Annotated in this window: 18 protein-coding genes; 7 read left to right on the top strand and 11 right to left on the bottom strand. The window is 60.8% G+C overall.

Features of this window, described 5'->3' with window-relative positions; genetic code table 11:
- Positions 1–154: 154 nt before the first annotated feature.
- The 3 genes from pyk to hemB all read right to left on the bottom strand — a co-directional run bounded on the left by pyk (position 155) and on the right by hemB (position 3325).
- Entirely contained in the window at positions 155–1597 is a 1443-nt protein-coding gene (gene pyk, locus AB7I51_RS06675) for a pyruvate kinase (RefSeq protein WP_428403609.1), read from the bottom strand.
- Between the two features lie 24 nt (positions 1598–1621).
- The gene (locus AB7I51_RS06670; protein WP_428403608.1) at positions 1622–2041 is read right to left on the bottom strand and encodes a DUF1036 domain-containing protein; all 420 of its coding nucleotides are present in this window, start codon (positions 2039–2041) and stop codon (positions 1622–1624) included.
- Positions 2042–2299: 258 nt separating this feature from the next.
- A complete protein-coding gene (hemB, locus tag AB7I51_RS06665) occupies positions 2300–3325 on the bottom strand; it encodes a porphobilinogen synthase (RefSeq protein ID WP_428403607.1) in 1026 nt (341 codons plus the stop codon).
- Positions 3326–3438: 113 nt separating this feature from the next.
- Here hemB and AB7I51_RS06660 point away from each other — a divergent pair, with 113 nt between their 5' ends.
- Complete coding sequence (locus tag AB7I51_RS06660) at positions 3439–3903, top strand: hypothetical protein (RefSeq protein WP_428406165.1); 465 nt, start codon at positions 3439–3441, stop codon at positions 3901–3903.
- Positions 3904–4060: 157 nt separating this feature from the next.
- Here the strand turns inward: AB7I51_RS06660 and AB7I51_RS06655 are convergent, their stop codons facing one another.
- Both AB7I51_RS06655 and gatB read right to left on the bottom strand, forming a co-directional pair.
- A complete protein-coding gene (locus AB7I51_RS06655) occupies positions 4061–4345 on the bottom strand; it encodes a histone (RefSeq protein ID WP_428403606.1) in 285 nt (94 codons plus the stop codon).
- A 674-nt stretch (positions 4346–5019) separates the two neighbouring features.
- Positions 5020–6489 carry an Asp-tRNA(Asn)/Glu-tRNA(Gln) amidotransferase subunit GatB gene (gene gatB / locus AB7I51_RS06650; RefSeq protein ID WP_428403605.1) on the bottom strand — a complete coding sequence of 490 codons (1470 nt, stop codon included), beginning with the start codon at positions 6487–6489 and terminating at the stop codon, positions 5020–5022.
- 285 nt (positions 6490–6774) lie between these two features.
- Here gatB and AB7I51_RS06645 point away from each other — a divergent pair, with 285 nt between their 5' ends.
- Both AB7I51_RS06645 and AB7I51_RS06640 read left to right on the top strand, forming a co-directional pair.
- Entirely contained in the window at positions 6775–8439 is a 1665-nt protein-coding gene (locus tag AB7I51_RS06645; RefSeq protein ID WP_428403604.1) for a phytase, read from the top strand.
- A gap of 189 nt (positions 8440–8628) precedes the next feature.
- Positions 8629–8907: a hypothetical protein gene (locus tag AB7I51_RS06640; protein WP_428403603.1), complete on the top strand. Its 279-nt coding sequence runs from the start codon at positions 8629–8631 to the stop codon at positions 8905–8907.
- Here the strand turns inward: AB7I51_RS06640 and AB7I51_RS06635 are convergent.
- The 3 genes from AB7I51_RS06635 to gatC are packed head-to-tail and all read right to left on the bottom strand — an operon-like array spanning position 8874 to position 11087.
- Positions 8874–9254, bottom strand: a complete 381-nt coding sequence (locus AB7I51_RS06635) for a chorismate mutase (protein ID WP_428403602.1) — start codon at positions 9252–9254, stop codon at positions 8874–8876. The genes AB7I51_RS06640 and AB7I51_RS06635 overlap by 34 nt on opposite strands.
- 2 nt (positions 9255–9256) lie before the next feature.
- Positions 9257–10747: an Asp-tRNA(Asn)/Glu-tRNA(Gln) amidotransferase subunit GatA gene (gene gatA / locus AB7I51_RS06630; RefSeq protein ID WP_428403601.1), complete on the bottom strand. Its 1491-nt coding sequence runs from the start codon at positions 10745–10747 to the stop codon at positions 9257–9259.
- A gap of 52 nt (positions 10748–10799) precedes the next feature.
- On the bottom strand, positions 10800–11087 hold the full coding sequence (gene gatC, locus AB7I51_RS06625) for an Asp-tRNA(Asn)/Glu-tRNA(Gln) amidotransferase subunit GatC (protein ID WP_428403600.1): 288 nt from the start codon (positions 11085–11087) through the stop codon (positions 10800–10802).
- Positions 11088–11241: 154 nt separating this feature from the next.
- On the opposite strand from gatC, the gene ruvX reads away from it, so the two are divergent.
- Together ruvX and AB7I51_RS06615 are read left to right on the top strand one after the other, a co-directional pair.
- Entirely contained in the window at positions 11242–11706 is a 465-nt protein-coding gene (gene ruvX, locus AB7I51_RS06620) for a Holliday junction resolvase RuvX (protein ID WP_428403599.1), read from the top strand.
- A 133-nt stretch (positions 11707–11839) separates the two neighbouring features.
- Positions 11840–12091 carry a hypothetical protein gene (locus tag AB7I51_RS06615; protein WP_428403598.1) on the top strand — a complete coding sequence of 84 codons (252 nt, stop codon included), beginning with the start codon at positions 11840–11842 and terminating at the stop codon, positions 12089–12091.
- Between the two features lies 1 nt (position 12092).
- On the opposite strand, the gene dprA is transcribed toward AB7I51_RS06615, so the two are convergent.
- From dprA to AB7I51_RS06600, 3 genes are all read right to left on the bottom strand, one after another.
- On the bottom strand, positions 12093–13337 hold the full coding sequence (gene dprA / locus AB7I51_RS06610; RefSeq protein WP_428403650.1) for a DNA-processing protein DprA: 1245 nt from the start codon (positions 13335–13337) through the stop codon (positions 12093–12095).
- An 11-nt stretch (positions 13338–13348) separates the two neighbouring features.
- The gene (locus tag AB7I51_RS06605; protein WP_428406163.1) at positions 13349–14104 is read right to left on the bottom strand and encodes a hypothetical protein; all 756 of its coding nucleotides are present in this window, start codon (positions 14102–14104) and stop codon (positions 13349–13351) included.
- A 107-nt stretch (positions 14105–14211) separates the two neighbouring features.
- Positions 14212–14451, bottom strand: a complete 240-nt coding sequence (locus tag AB7I51_RS06600) for a DUF6471 domain-containing protein (RefSeq protein WP_428406162.1) — start codon at positions 14449–14451, stop codon at positions 14212–14214.
- Positions 14452–14562: 111 nt separating this feature from the next.
- Here AB7I51_RS06600 and AB7I51_RS06595 point away from each other — a divergent pair, with 111 nt between their 5' ends.
- Positions 14563–15546, top strand: a complete 984-nt coding sequence (locus tag AB7I51_RS06595; RefSeq protein ID WP_428406161.1) for an IS1595 family transposase — start codon at positions 14563–14565, stop codon at positions 15544–15546.
- A gap of 133 nt (positions 15547–15679) precedes the next feature.
- Positions 15680–16438 (top strand): hypothetical protein, encoded by a 759-nt coding sequence (locus AB7I51_RS06590; protein ID WP_428406160.1) that lies wholly within the window; start codon positions 15680–15682, stop codon positions 16436–16438.
- The last annotated feature ends 170 nt before the right edge of the window (positions 16439–16608 follow it).

Genomic DNA, 16608 nt, shown 5'->3' with positions numbered 1-16608 from the left:
GCGCTGAACCGGTCGCGCATGACCAAGGCGCCGCGTTAGGCAGCGCTTGCCAGGGGAATCGGGTGAAGGGCTTTCTCGTCCTTCGAGACGCGTGCCGCGCACGCTCCTCAGGATCAGGAAGCCCTTCACCTGATCGCCCTGTGCGCTTGGCGGATCAGGCTTGAGGCGGACCGCCCTGCTCGCCCAAATGCGCGATGCGGATCATGTTCGTCGCGCCGGGCGTGCCGAACGGCATTCCGGCGACGATGATCACGCGATCGCCCACGACGCCGAACCCCTCGCTCTCCGAATATTCGCAGGCGCGCCCCACCATGTCCTCGATGTCGACGGCGTCGCGCGTTTCGAGCGCATGCACGCCCCAGACCAGCGCCAGTCGGCGGGCTGTGTCGCGTTTCGGGGTCAGCGCCAGAATTGGCGACTGCGGCCGTTCGCGCGCGATGCGCAGCGCCGTCGAACCGGACGACGTCCAGGCGATGATCGCCTTCGAGTGGAGCGTCTGCGCAACGTCGCGCGCCGCGACGGCGATGGCGTCGGCCGACGTCGGATTGGGCAATTCGCCGCGCTGGGCGTTGATGATCGAGCGATAGATCGCATCGGTCTCGACCTCTTCCGCGATCCGGCTCATCGTCGCGACGGCTTCGTGCGGATATTGCCCCGCCGCGCTTTCGGCGGACAGCATCACCGCGTCCGCGCCCTCGAACACCGCCGTGGCGACGTCAGAAACTTCGGCGCGCGTCGGCAAGGGCGAAAGGATCATCGACTCGAGCATTTGCGTGGCGATGACCACTGGCTTGCCGAGGCGCCGCGCTGAACGGTTGATGCGCTTCTGGAGCCCGGGAACGCGTTCGAGCGGCACTTCGACGCCGAGGTCGCCACGCGCCACCATCAGCGCGTCCGAAACCTCGATCACATCCTCGAGCCTCGAAATCGCCTGAGGCTTCTCGATCTTCGCCATGACCAGCGCGCGGCCCTGGGTGATCTGCTTCACCTCGATCACGTCTTCAGGCCGCTGGACGAAGGAGATCGCGACCCAGTCGACGCCCTCTTTCAACGCGGCGTCGAGATCGGCGCGATCCTTATTCGTCATCGAGGTGATCGGAATTTCCGTATCCGGCAGGCTCACGCCCTTGCGATTCGACAGGCGTCCGGCGACGTCGACGACGGCGTGCGCCCGCTCGGGAGAAGTTTCGACGACATGAAGCCGCACCCGCCCGTCGTCGATGAGGATTGAATCATTGACCTTGAGCGCCGCTAGGATTTCAGGATGCGGCAGGCGCACGCGCGTGGCGTCGCCCGGCTTCGGATCGCTGTCGAAGACGAAGACGTCGCCCTTGCGCACATGGACCGAGCCTTCCTCGAAAGCGCCGATGCGCAGCTTGGGGCCCTGAAGGTCGACGAGCACGGCGATCGCGCGCGACATGTCGTTCTCGATCTCGCGGATCATCCGGACATAGCTCGCAAGCCCCGCATGATCCGTATGGCTCATGTTGATGCGGAAAACGTCGGCGCCGGCGCGCACGAGGCCCGCGATGACCGCCTTGTCGACCGTCGCCGGTCCAAGCGTTGCGATGATCTTGACGCGCCGCGACCTTCTCATGGCGAAGACGTTCCTGAGCTCAAGTTATTGCGTCGGCGCGGCATTGGGATCGGTGAGCTGAACCGTCCAGCTCTTCGCATCCCGCCCCGTGTCGATCTCGAAGAATCCGGTCCGGTCGAATCCGCGCGCGAAACAATCCTCTCGTCCGTCGATACGAAATTCCCGGTCGCGCGTGCACATGAACGCCTTGCCCTTCCACTCGCCGCCGCGTTCGTCCATGGCATAGACATAATAATATTGTGCGGCGAGCGGACCGCGCAGAAGCGTTTCGCAAACACTTGGCCGGAGGTTCCACCAGCCTTCCGACAACCAGTTGCGCCCGTCGGTATAGGCGATGGCGACGCTGACGCGGGCGCTCGTATTGTTGCACAGACGAAAGTCGGCGCGCGCCGACGCGGCGGCGCAAAATGATAGAGCGGCAACAAGAAGGGCGCGTCCAATCATAGTATTAGCGATGCCTGGAGGGGGCTGACCGGGTGGCTGGCGCCGGCGCGAAGTCGACGCGGCAGGCGGCTCTGCAAACCACGCCTCGGAGGCTTTGTCCACCCCGCGACGCCGGCGTCCTGCCTCCAAACTGCGCGCCGCGCGACCTGCACGCGCTCAATCTGAAGGCAGCGCCGACCAGCCAGTCGGAATAATCAGCGCTCGAAGATGTCGAACGCAGCGAGGATGCGGCCAAAGACGCCGATCGCGTTTCGCGCGTCACTCTTTTTCCCGCAGCGACTGAGCGGCGCGAAGCGCGAAATAGGTGAGGACTCCGGACGCGCCCGCGCGCTTGAAAGCGAGAAGGCTTTCCAGCATCGCCCTCTCGCCGTCGATCCAGCCGTTTTGCGCGGCCGCGGTCAGCATCGCATATTCGCCCGACACCTGATAGGCGAATGTCGGCGCGCGAAAGGTCTCGACGACGCGTCGCACCACATCGAGATAGGGCATGCCGGGCTTCACCATCACCATGTCGGCGCCCTGTTCGAGATCGAGCGCCACCTCGCGCAGCGCCTCGTCGGAATTGGCGGGGTCCATCTGATAGGTTCGCTTGTCGCCTCTCAGCGTCTTGCTTGTTCCAATCGCGTCGCGGAAGGGTCCGTAGAAGGCGGAAGCATATTTCGCCGCATAGCTCATGATCTGGACATTCTCGAAACCCTCGGCGTCGAGCGCTCTGCGTATAGCCTCGACGCGTCCGTCCATCATGTCCGAGGGCGCGATGACGTCCGCGCCGGCGCGCGCCTGGGTCACCGCTTGTCGCGCCAGCACGGCGACGGTCGCGTCATTGACGATCTCGTCGCCGACGAGAAGGCCGTCATGGCCGTGACTCGTGTAAGGATCGAGCGCCACATCGGTGATGAGGCCGATGTCGGGAACGGCGCGCTTGATTGCCTGGCAGGCGCGACAGACAAGATTTTCCGGATCAAGAGCCGCGCTCGCGCGCTCGTCGCGCAGGTCCGGATCCGTGTATGGGAAAAGCGCGACGGCGGGAATGCCGAGCGCGGCGGCCTGCCCCACGGCTTCAACCGCGGCGTCGACAGAATAACGGTAGACGCCCGGCATCGAGGACACCGGCTCGCGTCGATCCGCGCCGTCGATCAAGAAGAGCGGCCAGATCAGATCCGAAACTTCGAGCGCGTTTTCTCTCACCAGCCGTCGCGCCCATTCGCTCTTGCGATTTCGGCGCGGGCGTTGGAGCAGGCTCATCCGCGCAGTTCCGTCGAGTTGCCGTTTTGCGTCATTCATGGGGCCTCCGCTTTGCGCTCATTCCCGGCCTATCCCCTTCATCCGCTTTCGAGACGAATGGACTTCAGGCTATAGAGGATCGACGGACATTGCGCTTGCGCGAGGAAAAACCATTGAAAATCGGCTCGCGCAACTTTTCATTGCGCCGCTCGGCGCGCGCCGCCGCGATCGGCGCAGGCGCGCTTGTCGCGGCCAGCGCGGCTCTAGCGCAGGTCAAAACTGCAAAGCCGACGCCGCCCACGCGTTCCGTTCCGACGCCGCCAAAGCGAAACGCGCCCCTGCCTGAACGGAATGTCGGGCAGCCCGCGCGTCCGCCGCTCCAAGACGCCGCTCCTACGGCGCCAGACGCAAAGCCTGCGCCGCATATCAGCGAGCCTCCGGCAGTCGGCGCGCTTCCGCCGCCGCAAGCGCCGCCTCCAGTCGATACGAGTCAGCCGCCGCCGTCGCTTCCCCGCGCGCCGCGCCAGAAGATGCGCGCCTGCGCCGAGGAATGGGACAGGATGAAGCGCGAGTCGAAAGAAGGATTGCCGACGTGGCGCGACTTCGCGACGGAGTGCCTGACGCGACAAGCGCCTTGAAGTGGCCGGGGGCGACCGCGGCGCGCACAAAACAATCAGCTGTGACGGCTATCGCCCGGGACGCGCCTCGTTGGATGCGCGCCCTCGGGCGATGCGTGCATGAAGCGCTGCCGCAACGACGCGACGCAATCGATCGCGTATGCGAAGGCGCTTCGCTTTACATGGACTCCGGCGGAGCAGATGGCGCCGGCGTCTTTACCTTTCGTGGCGCGCGCTTTTTAGCGGTCGCCTTGCGAGCGCCCTTCTTGGCGCCTGCCTTCTTCACGCCGCGCTTTTTGGTCACCGCCTTGCGGACACCCTTGCGGGCCGTCTTCTTCGCAACGGTCTTTCGCGTAGCCTTGCGGGCGCCCTTCTTTGCCGCCGACTTCTTCGTCGCAGCCTTCTTCGCGGTTTTACGCGCACCCTTCTTCGCCGCAGCCTTCTTGGCCGGCTTACGCTTCATTGTAGCTCTCGCCATAATAAGTCCCCTTGATCCGAATTGCCGGAACTATGCTCGACCGACAATACGCGCAAATAGCGTAACGCGGTTAATCAGTCGTTCAAGAGCTAAGCGCGCAGAAGTGATCAACGCTACGCATGACGAGGCATGATGAGCGCCGTCGCACGACAAGCAAAACACTCGCGAAGCTGCTTTGCGAACGCTTTATCGAGACTGTCGCGACAGGTTTGCGTCTTGCGTTTTATTGCGACGATCCAAGCGCCGAATCTGTGAGCGGCATTTGCTTGGACAAGGCTCCAACACATGCGCGCGACTGCTGCGCGACGCGGCGCCCTTGGCGTTCAATTACTTGATTTGATTTTGTATCCGCCAACGTCCGCACGTCGCCGACGCTGACGGCGATCATCCATCAAAAAATATGTCGAGCCACGATGAATATGCGCCACGCGCTGCTTCAGCAAATGGTGAAATCTACGTCCATCGAGACACGGCGCGCGTCAAACGCCGTGGGAAACGTACGCGCCGGCGCGACATGAAGCGAAGGCGCATTGGGACAAAAAAAAATTTGTGGCTAGCGCCGCCGTATCGAAAAAAATCGCTGCGCAACGTCTCCGTTTGGAGAGGAATCGCGCAGCGCATGTCGCAAACTGATTCGTTTTGGCGGCGAAAGGCGCGCGTCAAACGCCCAATTTGCGCTTCAGGAGCTCGTTCACCGCCTGCGGATTCGCCTTTCCGCCGGTCTGCTTCATCACCTGTCCAACGAACCACCCGAGCATCGTCGGCTTCGCCTTCGCCTGCTCGACCTTATCGGGATTGGCGGCGATGACGGCGTCGACGGCAGCCTCGATCGCGCCCGTGTCCGTCACCTGCTTCATCCCGCGCACCTCGACGATCTCCTTTGGATCGCCGCCTTCCGTCCACACGATCTCGAAAAGATCCTTGGCGATTTTGCCCGAAATGACGTTCTGTGAGATGAGATCGATGATCGCGCCCAGAGCCTGCGACGACACCGGCGCGCGCGCGACGTCGAGCCCTTCCTTGTTCAGGCGGCCGAACAACTCGTTGATCACCCAATTGGCCGCAAGCTTGGCGTCGCGGCCCTTCGCCGTCTCCTCGAAATAATCCGCCGCGGCCCGCTCCATCACAAGCACGCCGGCATCGTAAGGCGGCAGACCATACTGCGCGATGAAGCGCGCGCGCTTGGCGTCGGGCAGTTCAGGCAATCCGCCCTTCAGCGCGTCGACATAGGCCTGGTCGAATTCGAGCGGCAAAAGATCGGGATCGGGGAAGTAGCGATAATCATGCGCTTCCTCCTTGGAGCGCATCGATCGCGTCTCACCCTTGCCGGGGTCGAACAGCCGCGTTTCCTGATCGATCTTGCCGCCGTCTTCGAGAATGCCGATCTGACGGCGCGCCTCGACCTCGATCGCCTGGCCGATGAAGCGGATGGAGTTGACGTTCTTGATTTCGCAGCGCGTGCCGAGGGCGGCGCCGGGGCGGCGCACCGAAACATTGACGTCGGCGCGCAGCGAGCCCTGCTCCATATTGCCGTCGCAGGAGCCGATGTAGCGCAGAATCGTTCGCAGCTTCGACACATAGGCGCGCGCCTCCTCGGCCGAACGCATGTCCGGCTTTGAGACGATCTCCATCAGCGCCACGCCGCTGCGGTTGAGATCGACGTGGCTTTCCGTCGCTGACAGATCATGCAGCGACTTGCCGGCGTCCTGCTCGAGATGCAGGCGCTCGATGCCGACGGTGATGCGCTCGCTCGGCGATACGTCGACAATTACCGCGCCCTCGCCGACGATCGGATGCTTGTATTGTGAAATCTGATAGCCCTGCGGCAGATCGGGATAGAAATAATTCTTTCGATCGAAAACCGAGCGCAGGTTGATCTTGGCTTCGAGGCCAAGACCCGTCCGGATCGCCTGTTTGACGCATTCCTCGTTGATCACCGGCAGCATGCCAGGCATGGCCGCGTCGACGAGCGAGACGTGATCATTGGGGGCGCCGCCATATTCGGCGGAAGCGCCCGAGAAGAGCTTGGCGTTGCTCGTCACCTGGGCGTGGATTTCCATGCCGATGACGACTTCCCAGTCGCCCGTCGCGCCCTTGATGAATTTGGAAGGTGCCGCATGCGCTGTCATTCAGAATGCCCGTTCGTCATTTTTCCGGCCATAGATATAACGCACGGGCGACGCCAGAGAAAAGCGCCATCGGCCGGCAGTCGAATCGCCGGCTCGGCGGCAGGCCGCCGTCCGCGATCTGTGCAGATCAGTTCGAAGGCCATGCAGGCAGGCGATCCGCCCTGCAGGCGCGAAGCCGGCCTATGAATCCGTTGCAGTCTTGCAACACAAGACTGCCATGCGTCGCTCCCTCAACAAGGGGCGAACGCAATTGTTCGCCCTGATCCAGACGATTGGGACGCGGACATGAATCTACGACATTCTCTCATGCTGGGCGCAGCGGTTGGAACCGCGCTTGCCAGCGCTGCTACGGCTCAAGACATTGTTTCGAGCACGACGACCGAGCCTTATCTTCTGCCGTCGATGCCGGGGGTGCGGACCGTTCCGATGCTGACGGTCGGCGACACTGTCGGCGGCTATCGCATGGTCGGCGTTCCAGACGGCATGGGGGCATGGGACGCTGAGCGCGGCGCCTTCAATCTCGTGCTCGATCACGAAATCGGCAAATCGCTCGGCATTGCGCGCGCGCATGGCTCCACAGGCGGCTTCGTCTCGCGCTGGCGCATGGGACGCGACGGTCGCGTGCTCAGCGGACGCGATCATCACACGGCTCCGAGCGATGTGTTCACCTGGATTGGCGGATCCTATGTCAAGGGCGCGACGGCCTACGACCGACTCTGCTCCGCGGATCTCGCCGCGCCCGGCGCCTATTTCACGACAAGCTCGACCGGACGTTTCGGCACGCCCAACCGCATTTTCCTGAGCGGCGAAGAGAGGTCTCCGCCGAACGCCGACGACGATGGCCGTGTCTTCGCCCATATTGTTTCGGGCCCGGACAAAAACCAGTCTTACGAGTTGCCGCGTCTCGGCAAGATCGCCTTCGAGAACGCGCTCGCCAACCCCTATCCGCAAACCAAGACGATCGTCATGCTGAATGACGATGCGGGGCGGAAAACCAATGTCGGCGCCGCCAATGTCTGCCGCGCGACCGATCAGATGGACTGCGTCGAGCCGCCCAGCGAACTCTACATGTATGTCGGCACGAAAATGCGTGACGACGGCGATTGGGACGACGATCGCCACGACAATGACCGCCATCGCAAGGGACCGACGGACGTCGAACGCGCGGGCCTCGCCAACGGCAATCTCTTCGGCATTCGCGTCCGCGACAGAGAGGGCGCGGTCGTGACCGGCGAGAACAAGGATTATGTATTCGCGTCTTCGGCGCCCGCCGTGACCTCGGCGCGCTTTGAAGTCGTCGATCTCGGCGACGTCTCGAATAAGACGGGCGTTCAGATCGAAGACGCGTCGATCGCCCAGCAGGTCACGCAATTCATCCGCATCGAGGACGGCAGCTGGGATCCGCGTCCAGGCAAGGAGCGCGACTTCTACTTCGTGACGACCGGCCGCATCTCGAACGGCGCCAATGTCTGGCGTCCGTCGCGCTTGTGGCGTCTGCGCTTCGACGATATCCGGCGCCCGGAACTTGGCGGCGGGATCGAGATGCTCCTTTCCAGCCAGTTTTACGCGAACGCCGGCGCGACGCCGGACGCCGATCCGAGCTTCCAGATGCTTGACAATATGACGATCGACTCCCTCGGACGTATTATTTTGCTTGAAGACGTCGGCGGCCATAATCGTCTCGGCCGCGTCTATGCTTATGGCGTCGACAGTCAAAAGCTCGAACTCGTCGCCGCGCACAATCCGAAGTTCTTCGGCGGCGACGCGGCGACCAACCCGAACTTCATCACCAATGACGAAGAAAGCTCGGGCGTCATCGACGCGTCGGAGTTTTTCGGCCAGGGATGGTACATCCTGACTTCCCAAGCGCATAAAGCGTCGAGCGATCCGGAGTTGGTCGAAGGCGGCCAACTGCTCGGCCTTTACGTCGATACCAAAATCGCGCGTTAACCGCCGGTAAGCGACGCGCTTGGGCGTCGCCGTTTACTCGCTCCATGACAATTGTCGCGGCGACCGGAATACGGCCGCCGCGATATTGTTTTCACACAGCGCGACTGCTGCTTATATGTCGGTCGCTGGATAGAGGCGAGAAAGATAGTGAAAGACTTGAGGGATCGAGCAGGCAAGTGGGTCTCGCGCATGCGCGACGCGCCCCGCCATGTGAGCATTCCCGTCGGGGTCGGCCTGATCCTCGGCGGCACCATTCTCGCGCCGCTGCCGGTCTTCGGCGTCTGGATGTTCCCTCTCGGCCTCGCGATCCTCGCTCCGCACTCGCCCAGCGCCCAGAGACTGTCGCGGCGCTTTCACTGGTGGTCGATCAAATGCCTGCGTTGGTCGATCCGCAACGGCTTCGTTCGCGTCAAGCGAAGGCCGCGCAACGGCGATCAGGACGACGGGTCGCCGCCCGAAGAGGCCTGAGTATCGCGCTTGGGAGCGCGGTCGCCCATTAGCCGCTCTTCATATTGGATCGACCAGTCGATCACCGCGCGCCACAGATTCATCGCGACTTCAACCGACAGACCCTCTCGGCGCGCGACGCCTAGCACATGCGCCAATACTTCGTCGACGCGCTCGGGCACGTTGGCGGGAATCCCTAACGCCGGTTTGACCCTCGCCGCCCGCTCGATCTGTCTTTGCCGTTTTGCGAGAAGCGCGACCAGTTCCTCGTCCAATTCGTCGATCAAACGGCGAACGTCGGACATTTCGTCCTGCAGCTCTTGTTCGGAGCGTTGCGCAATATCTTTCTGAGCGCCCGGCGTGGTCATCTTCAGCCCTCGCGCCACCACGGCTGAGGACGTTCGATCTTCGGCGCCGCCTGCTCGATCGCCGCTGCGAGAGAAAACAGCGTCTCTTCGTCAAAGGGCCGGCCGATCAGCTGCAGCCCCAAGGGCAAACCATTTGCCGCGAGAACGCCAGGAACCGAGACGCCAGGGAGACCTGCCATGTTTACCGTCACGGTGAACACGTCGTTGAGATACATTTCGACAGGGTCGGCTGCGCCCTTCTCTCCTTGCGCGAAGGCCGTCGACGGCGTCGCCGGCGTGAGGACGGCGTCGACGCCCGAGGCGAAGGCTTCGTCGAAGTCGCGCTTGATCAGGCTGCGGACCTTCTGCGCGCGCACGTAATAGGCGTCGTAATAGCCTGCCGACAGGACATAAGTGCCGATCATGATGCGCCGCCGCACTTCGGGGCCGAAACCGCTCGCGCGCGTCTTCTCGTACATATCAATAATGTCACTGCCCGGTTCGCGACGCCCGTAGCGCACGCCGTCGTAGCGCGCGAGATTGGACGACGCTTCGGCCGGCGCGATGATATAGTACGTGGGCAAGGCGTAGCGGGTGTGCGGCAAGGAAATTTCGACGATCTCCGCGCCGGCGTCCTTCAGCCAAGCGGCGCCTTGATCCCAAAGGGCGGCGATCTCCGCCGACATGCCGTCAAGACGATATTCCTTCGGCACGCCGATGCGGCGCCCTTTCACCGATGCGCCGACGGCGGCTTCATAATTCGGCACGGGCGCATCGACGCTGGTCGTGTCTTTCGGATCATGACCCGCCATCGACTTGAGCATGATTGCGGCATCGCGCACGGTGCGCGTGATCGGGCCCGCCTGATCGAGCGAAGAGGCGAACGCGACGATGCCCCACCGCGAACAGCGGCCATAGGTCGGCTTGACGCCGACAGTCCCCGTGAAGGCGGCGGGCTGACGGATTGAGCCGCCGGTGTCGGTCGCAGTGGCGCCGAGGCAAAGATGCGCCGCCACCGCCGCGGACGAGCCGCCCGACGAACCCCCCGGCACAATTTTGGCTTCGGGATCGCCGGCGCGTCGCCAGGGCGAAACGACGGGACCGAAAGCGCTCGTCTCATTGGACGAGCCCATCGCGAATTCATCGAGATTGAGCTTGCCCAGCGTCGCCGCGCCGTCGCGCAGCAGATTGGCCGAGACGGTCGATTCATAGGTTGGCGTGAAGTCGTCGAGAATGCGACTCGCCGCCGTCGTGCGCACGCCTTTCGAGCAATAGAGATCCTTTATGCCGAGCGGCAGGCCCTCGAGCGGGCGGGCGTCGCCCCGAGCAATGCGCGCGTCGCTTTCGCGCGCCTGGGAAAGCGCAAGTTCCGGCGTCTCCGTAATGAAGCAATTAAGCGCGCGTGAATTCTCGATCGCATCGAGATGCGCCTGCGTCAGCTCGACGGCCGAGAACCGTTTCGATTTGAGAGCGTCGCGCGCCTCGGCCAGAGAGAGATGCGTGGGTTCGGACATTTGTCCCTTTATTTCTGAGGCTGCCGCATACATGACGGCTGCGCCTAAAGCGCTATTCGATGACCTTGGGCACGACGAAATAATGATCTTCGTACAGCGGCGCATTGGCGAGAATGTCGTCAGGGATCCCGCCGTCGGTCACCACGTCGACGCGCTTTTTCATTTGCATCGGCAGAGCGGAGGTCAATGGTTCGATCCCGTCAATGTCGACCTCGCTCAAGGTCTCGACGAAAGCGAGAATGGCGTTGAGCTCGCCGCGCAGGCGCTCGACCTCGCTGTCGTCGATGGCGATGCGCGAGAGATGGGCGATCCGGCGGACGGTCGCGGAATCAACGGACATTAGGGCTCCGCAAGAAAGGTCTCGACGGGGCGCTATAGCGCCTGGTCTATCGCGGCGCAATGATGGCGGCCTGTCGCAGGCTCAAAAAGGGGGAAGCGCTTGGCCGCTCCGGTTTGAAGAGCGATGGCGGCGTGATAGCGGAGGCGCGGTGACGATGCGCGCGACAACCTTGGAAGATTTGGCGGCGCTTCTGCCGGCCAAAGGCCGGCTGATGGGCCTCGATCTTGGGACCAAGACCATCGGTCTGGCGCTTTCGGACGTTGAGCGCCGGCTCGCCTCGCCGCTCGATACGATCGCAAGAGCAAAATTCTCCCAGGACGCCGCCAGCCTTCTCAAGCGCGCGGCCGATTTCGAGGTCTGCGCGCTCATCGTCGGTCTTCCGCTCAATATGGACGGCACGGAGGGGCCGCGCGCGCAGGCGACGCGCGCCTTCATGCGCAATCTGACGAAAACCGAACCACTGCCCTTCGCCTTTTGGGACGAGCGTCTGTCGACCGCGGCCGTGACCCGCGAGCTGATTGCGCAGGACGCTTCCCGCGCCAAGCGCGCGGAAGTGGTGGACCGAATGGCCGCCGCTTATATTCTTCAGGGCGCGCTTGACCGTCTGAAACGACTCTAGCGTGCCTTCGCCGGAACAATTACAACTTTTGATAGAAATTTAACCTTGACATTGGATAGGCGCGGTGGAACAAAAACGCAAGAAACTCCTATGGTTAACGAATCCGTAACCACCCCGTGGCCCGTGGAGACCGATGACGATGTCCCGGCCGGATCCTTCCAAGACCGACCCCAAGACGCCCCGCGGAACGACTGCGGAGAACGCGAAAGCCAAAGAGGAAGCAGCCTCAATCGCGTCTTATATCGCTGATATGGCGGATGAAATGGCGAAGCTTGCCAGCCGCTGCGACATGCCCATGCTCTGCTATTTTCTGACCCTGGCGCGCGCCGAGGCGGATATGCGCGCGCGCGAGCTTGGCGGCTATTCGATCGATCGGTCAGCCTAATTCACAACTTTTGATTGTATACGAGGGAAACGCGGTTGGCGCCATGGCGCTGCAACCGTCCCTCGACATCCAGTTCGACCAGCACGCCCTGGACCTCGCGCGCCGTCAGACCGGCGACGCGGATGAGATCGTCGACCAAAACGGGCGCAGGCCCGAGAAGAGAAACGACGATTTCATGCGCATCGGCTCGCAGCGACTGATCGCCTTGCCCGTGCGTGTCGAGATCGACGCCGCATTCCGCCGCCGGTCCGGGCGCCGAGAAGCGCGGCGGCGCGGTCCCTTCCTCGAACGCCGACTCGTCGAGAGTGGAGAAAAGGTCCAGTTCGTCGATAAGCGTTTCCTCTCCTTGGAGCATATCGTCGTCGAAGAGATTCTTGCGCGCAGGCCCGCCGGCGTTTTCGGCAAGGACCGAGATCACGTCCTCTGGCCGAGCGCATAGAGTCGCGCCCTGGCGAATGAGATCATTGACGCCTTCCGCACGCGGATCGAGCGGCGAACCCGGAACGGCGAAGACCTCTCGCCCTTGCTCATTGGCGAAACGCGCCGTGATTAAAGACCCCGAGCGGCGCGCCGCCTCGACGACGATCGTCCCGCGGCTCAGCCCCGAAATGATGCGATTTCGGCGCGGAAAATCGCGGCCGCGCGGCTCCCATTCGATCGGCATTTCGGAGACGATCAATCCCCGTTCGGCGATCTCTTCCATAAGATGCGCATGTTCGGCGGGATAGGGGCGCGCATGGCCGCCGGCCAGCACGGCGATCGTTCCGGTATGGAGCGTGGCGCGATGGGCGACGGCGTCGATGCCGCGCGCAAGACCGGAGACGATAATGTAATTCTCGAGCGCGAGACTGCGGGCGAGCCGCTCCGTGAAAGCGAGACCCGCCGCCGAAGCGTTGCGCGAACCGACGATGGCGACGCCGTCGCGCTGCGCGGCCCATGATGCGCCGCGCAAGGCGATCAGCGGCGGCGCGTCGGCGATTTCCTTGAGCAGCGGCGGATATTCCGGATCGACGGTGGTGACGAAGCGCACGCCAAACGCGAGCGCCGCCTCGAGCTCGCGTAGCGCCTCCTCGCGCGTGGCGATGCGGATCGTCCGGCCGCGCAAGGAGCGCGCCGCCAATGACGGCAGCGCATCCAACGCCGCGCCTGCGCCGCCAAAACGATTGATGAGCTGCCTGAAGGTGCGCGGCCCCGGTATTATGGCGCAAACGCCACTAGGGGCGCACGGTGAGCGCGGCAGCCCGATGTGGGCTTCTTCTAATTTATGTCTTCGCTAATGGGTATTTGCATCAGGCTAAGGGCGCTTTCATCGATGCGGCCAATGCTCTTGTCGATGGCAAGCCCATATGGTTCATGAACGATCCCATAAAGGAATGGGGTCTTATGGATGGTCGGGTCGTTGCCAGACCGATAAATGACGCATCCAGCAATGATGAAATTGCGTTTTCCGGACGGGATTGCATCGGATTTTCCCGTCTTAATTATTTGAGTGGTGAGAATTATTGGATCATCCTTAAAAACGATGGTCCCGACATCCGTCCAAGGGTTTTGGTTCATACAGACCCGTGGTCGTTCTTTGACGTCGGCCAGAGGAGTATTGAGTGGCGAATGGAATATTGCAGCCCAAGCATACGCATTTTTCGCGGGGACAGACCCGGAGTTTTTCAATGTGAACGAGACATCTACCTGAGCGCCGTCATCTCTAAAGATGAGAGGGCCTTTGAGTCTCGCCGTTGCATAGGACCACGCCCTTTGTTGGTTAGTGATTGCGATAGATTCGGCTTTCGCCGCCTCAGCGAGATTATGGGTATCGGTAGAACCACTATGAATTTCATACCATTGGAAGGCGGAAACGAAAACGAGAGCAAAAGTGAAAACAGCGAGATACGCAGTAAACCTCGCTATGGGGTCTGTTTGGCCCAACCACCAAAGTGGCTTCTTGGCGGATTCCTGACGTTTCTTGGAGCGCTCGGCGCGCTTGGCTTCGTATTGCTCTTTGGACCATCCCGGCATGGGTTGTCACTAAAAAGACAGAACATCGGTTTCGCAATGGTCGTCCTCGCGAGCGCTTTTTTGTTTGGCACTCCGATCATTGTCGAAATAGGTGAAGCGTTCTGCGGCTAAATGTCTTCCAAATCTATGCCAGTGAGCCCAAGCACGGCAATGGCCGCCAACAGAAACGCCGCCGAAACAGTCGCTCTTGCGAGCTTGTTGGCTACGCTCGCCTTCGTTTCAACGAAACCATGCTCTTTGAGACGTTCCGCTAGCTGCTCATAGGTCACATTGGCCCGCTTCAATTCTGCTTTTAGGAACCGAGCCGCCCGCTCGCCCCATTCCTTTTCAGTTTTTGCGAATCCCATATGCGCCTCAATCTCATTTCCTCACAAAAGTTATCATATATGAGAATTTAATATAGACAAGGATAACTCATTTGTTATCGTATCTGAGAACGCAATCTCGGATACAAGAACGTGTCGCAGCATTTCCTCCTTTCGCGGTCGGCAAAGACCCTGAGCCTTGCTCAGGTCTTCCGCATGTCCGACGCGGAAGCCGAGGCGATGTTCCGCCGCGTGCGCTGGCCCGGGACGGATGGCAAGCCGGTCTGCCCGCATTGCGGGGGCGTCGACGCCTATGACTGCCGGCGCCCAAATGGCGCGCCGCGCTTCCGTTGCCGCGCCTGCGCGAAGGATTTCAGCGTGACCAGCGGGACGCTCTTTGCGTCTCATAAGCTCCCGCTGCGCGTCTATCTCGCCGCTATCGCCATCTTCGCCAATGAGGTGAAGGGCAAGAGCGCTCTCGCCATGTCCCGCGATCTTGGAACGTCCTACAAGGCCGCTTTCGTCTTGTTGCATAAGCTGCGCGAGGCGATGGCCGAAGAGATGAAAGGCCGCGTTGTCGGCGGCGATGGCAAGGTTTGCGAAATCGACGGCGGCTACTTTGGAGGGTATGTGAAGCCCGCCAATCTCAAAGAGAACCGTCGCGATCGCCGTCTCGCGGTCAATCAATCGGGCAAGCGCCAGTGCGTCGTTATCGTCCGCGAGCGCGAGGGTGGTTCCGTTCCGGCCGTCTTCCGTTCGGAAGGCCATGCGCTGGCGTTCATCAAATCACGTATCGCCAAGGGCAGCATCGTGAACGCCGACGAAGGCAAAGCGTGGGACGCGTTGCACGGCCAGTTCGAAATGAAGCGCATCAATCACGAAGAAGCTTATAGCTTCGATGGCGCCTGCACGAACGCAGCCGAGGAATATTTCAGCCGCCTACGCCGCGCCGAGATTGGCCATCATCACCACGTCGCGGGCGTCTATTTGCTCCGCTACGCGCAGGAAGCCTCTTGGCGCGAGGATCACCGGCGCATGTCAAACTGCGAACAGGTGGCGCGTCTCGCCGGCTTGATGACGAAGAAAAAGACCAGTGCGGATTTCGTCGGCTACTGGCAACGCCATCTTGCGGCGTGATAGAAGGAAGGTTGATGGGCGGGGCCGGAATCCCCGCTTCCATCCATGTTGACGAATGGCTCCATCGTCTAGGTCAGACCTAGCACGAAACGGGAGCTATTGTCATGGTCCATGCTTTTTCTGTGAACAGAAAATGTTTGATATACAAAAAAGTAAATTATTGGCTATCAAATGGCTCAAAATCGGCTGGGGTGAAGTTTCCGCCCTTGGCGCTCTTCTTCTCACGGTTGATAGATTTCAGTGGGTTTGGCGGAGAGTATCTGATTTATTTACCGCAAAAGATGTTTGGAAATTTTTCGGCGGAGATATGATTATGTTCATATCAATTGTTTCTCATCCATTTTTTGGGCTGGGCCTAATACTAACTGGGCTTATTGGAATCCCACTGGCGATTAAATCAGATGACAACCAAAAAGTTGAAAAATTTGCACTTATTATTGGCTGGTTATTATTCGGCATGGCTTCTGCATTTATAATTGCAGCATTACTTGGAGACCGGCTATCCAACAGCGATCTTATAACCAAGGCTGGACGATTTTATATTGAAAAACATACGATACGCAGCTTATCTGATGATGATAAAAAACTAATACATAGTAAGATTTGTCCGCATAAAGACGATATAAAAGATATAACCGTATACGCAATTGATGACTCCGAAGCATATCAATACGCGGAACAGCTTTTCGTTACTCTTGGTTATCGTTTAAAGCCATTTAATCCGTTTCACGCAATTAAACCAACCACTCCTAATCTTGTTCATGGAATGCCGGTCAGCAACCGTGGAATATCTGTAGTGGTAAAAGATAAAGACCACCCTGACATACGATCTTCTGTTTTATTTGATGCATTACAAGATGCCGGAATTATTATCGAATATACAATGGAATGAGCCACCTCAATGGGATATCCCTTCGATTATAGTAAATAGGCCTTAACCCGTCTTATTCGTGACGGCGCGACTTTCGGCGTCGTCGTGATGTCGGGCGGCATGGCCGCGCGGCGGCGTTCGGGTTTTTCACCCCTTCTAGGACCGCACTTTATGGAACGCGTTGGAGGGAT

The organism is Methylocystis sp. (assembly GCF_050246715.1).
Taxonomy (GTDB): Bacteria; Pseudomonadota; Alphaproteobacteria; order Rhizobiales; family Beijerinckiaceae; genus Methylocystis.
This window is presented reverse-complemented; position numbering and strand designations above follow the sequence as displayed.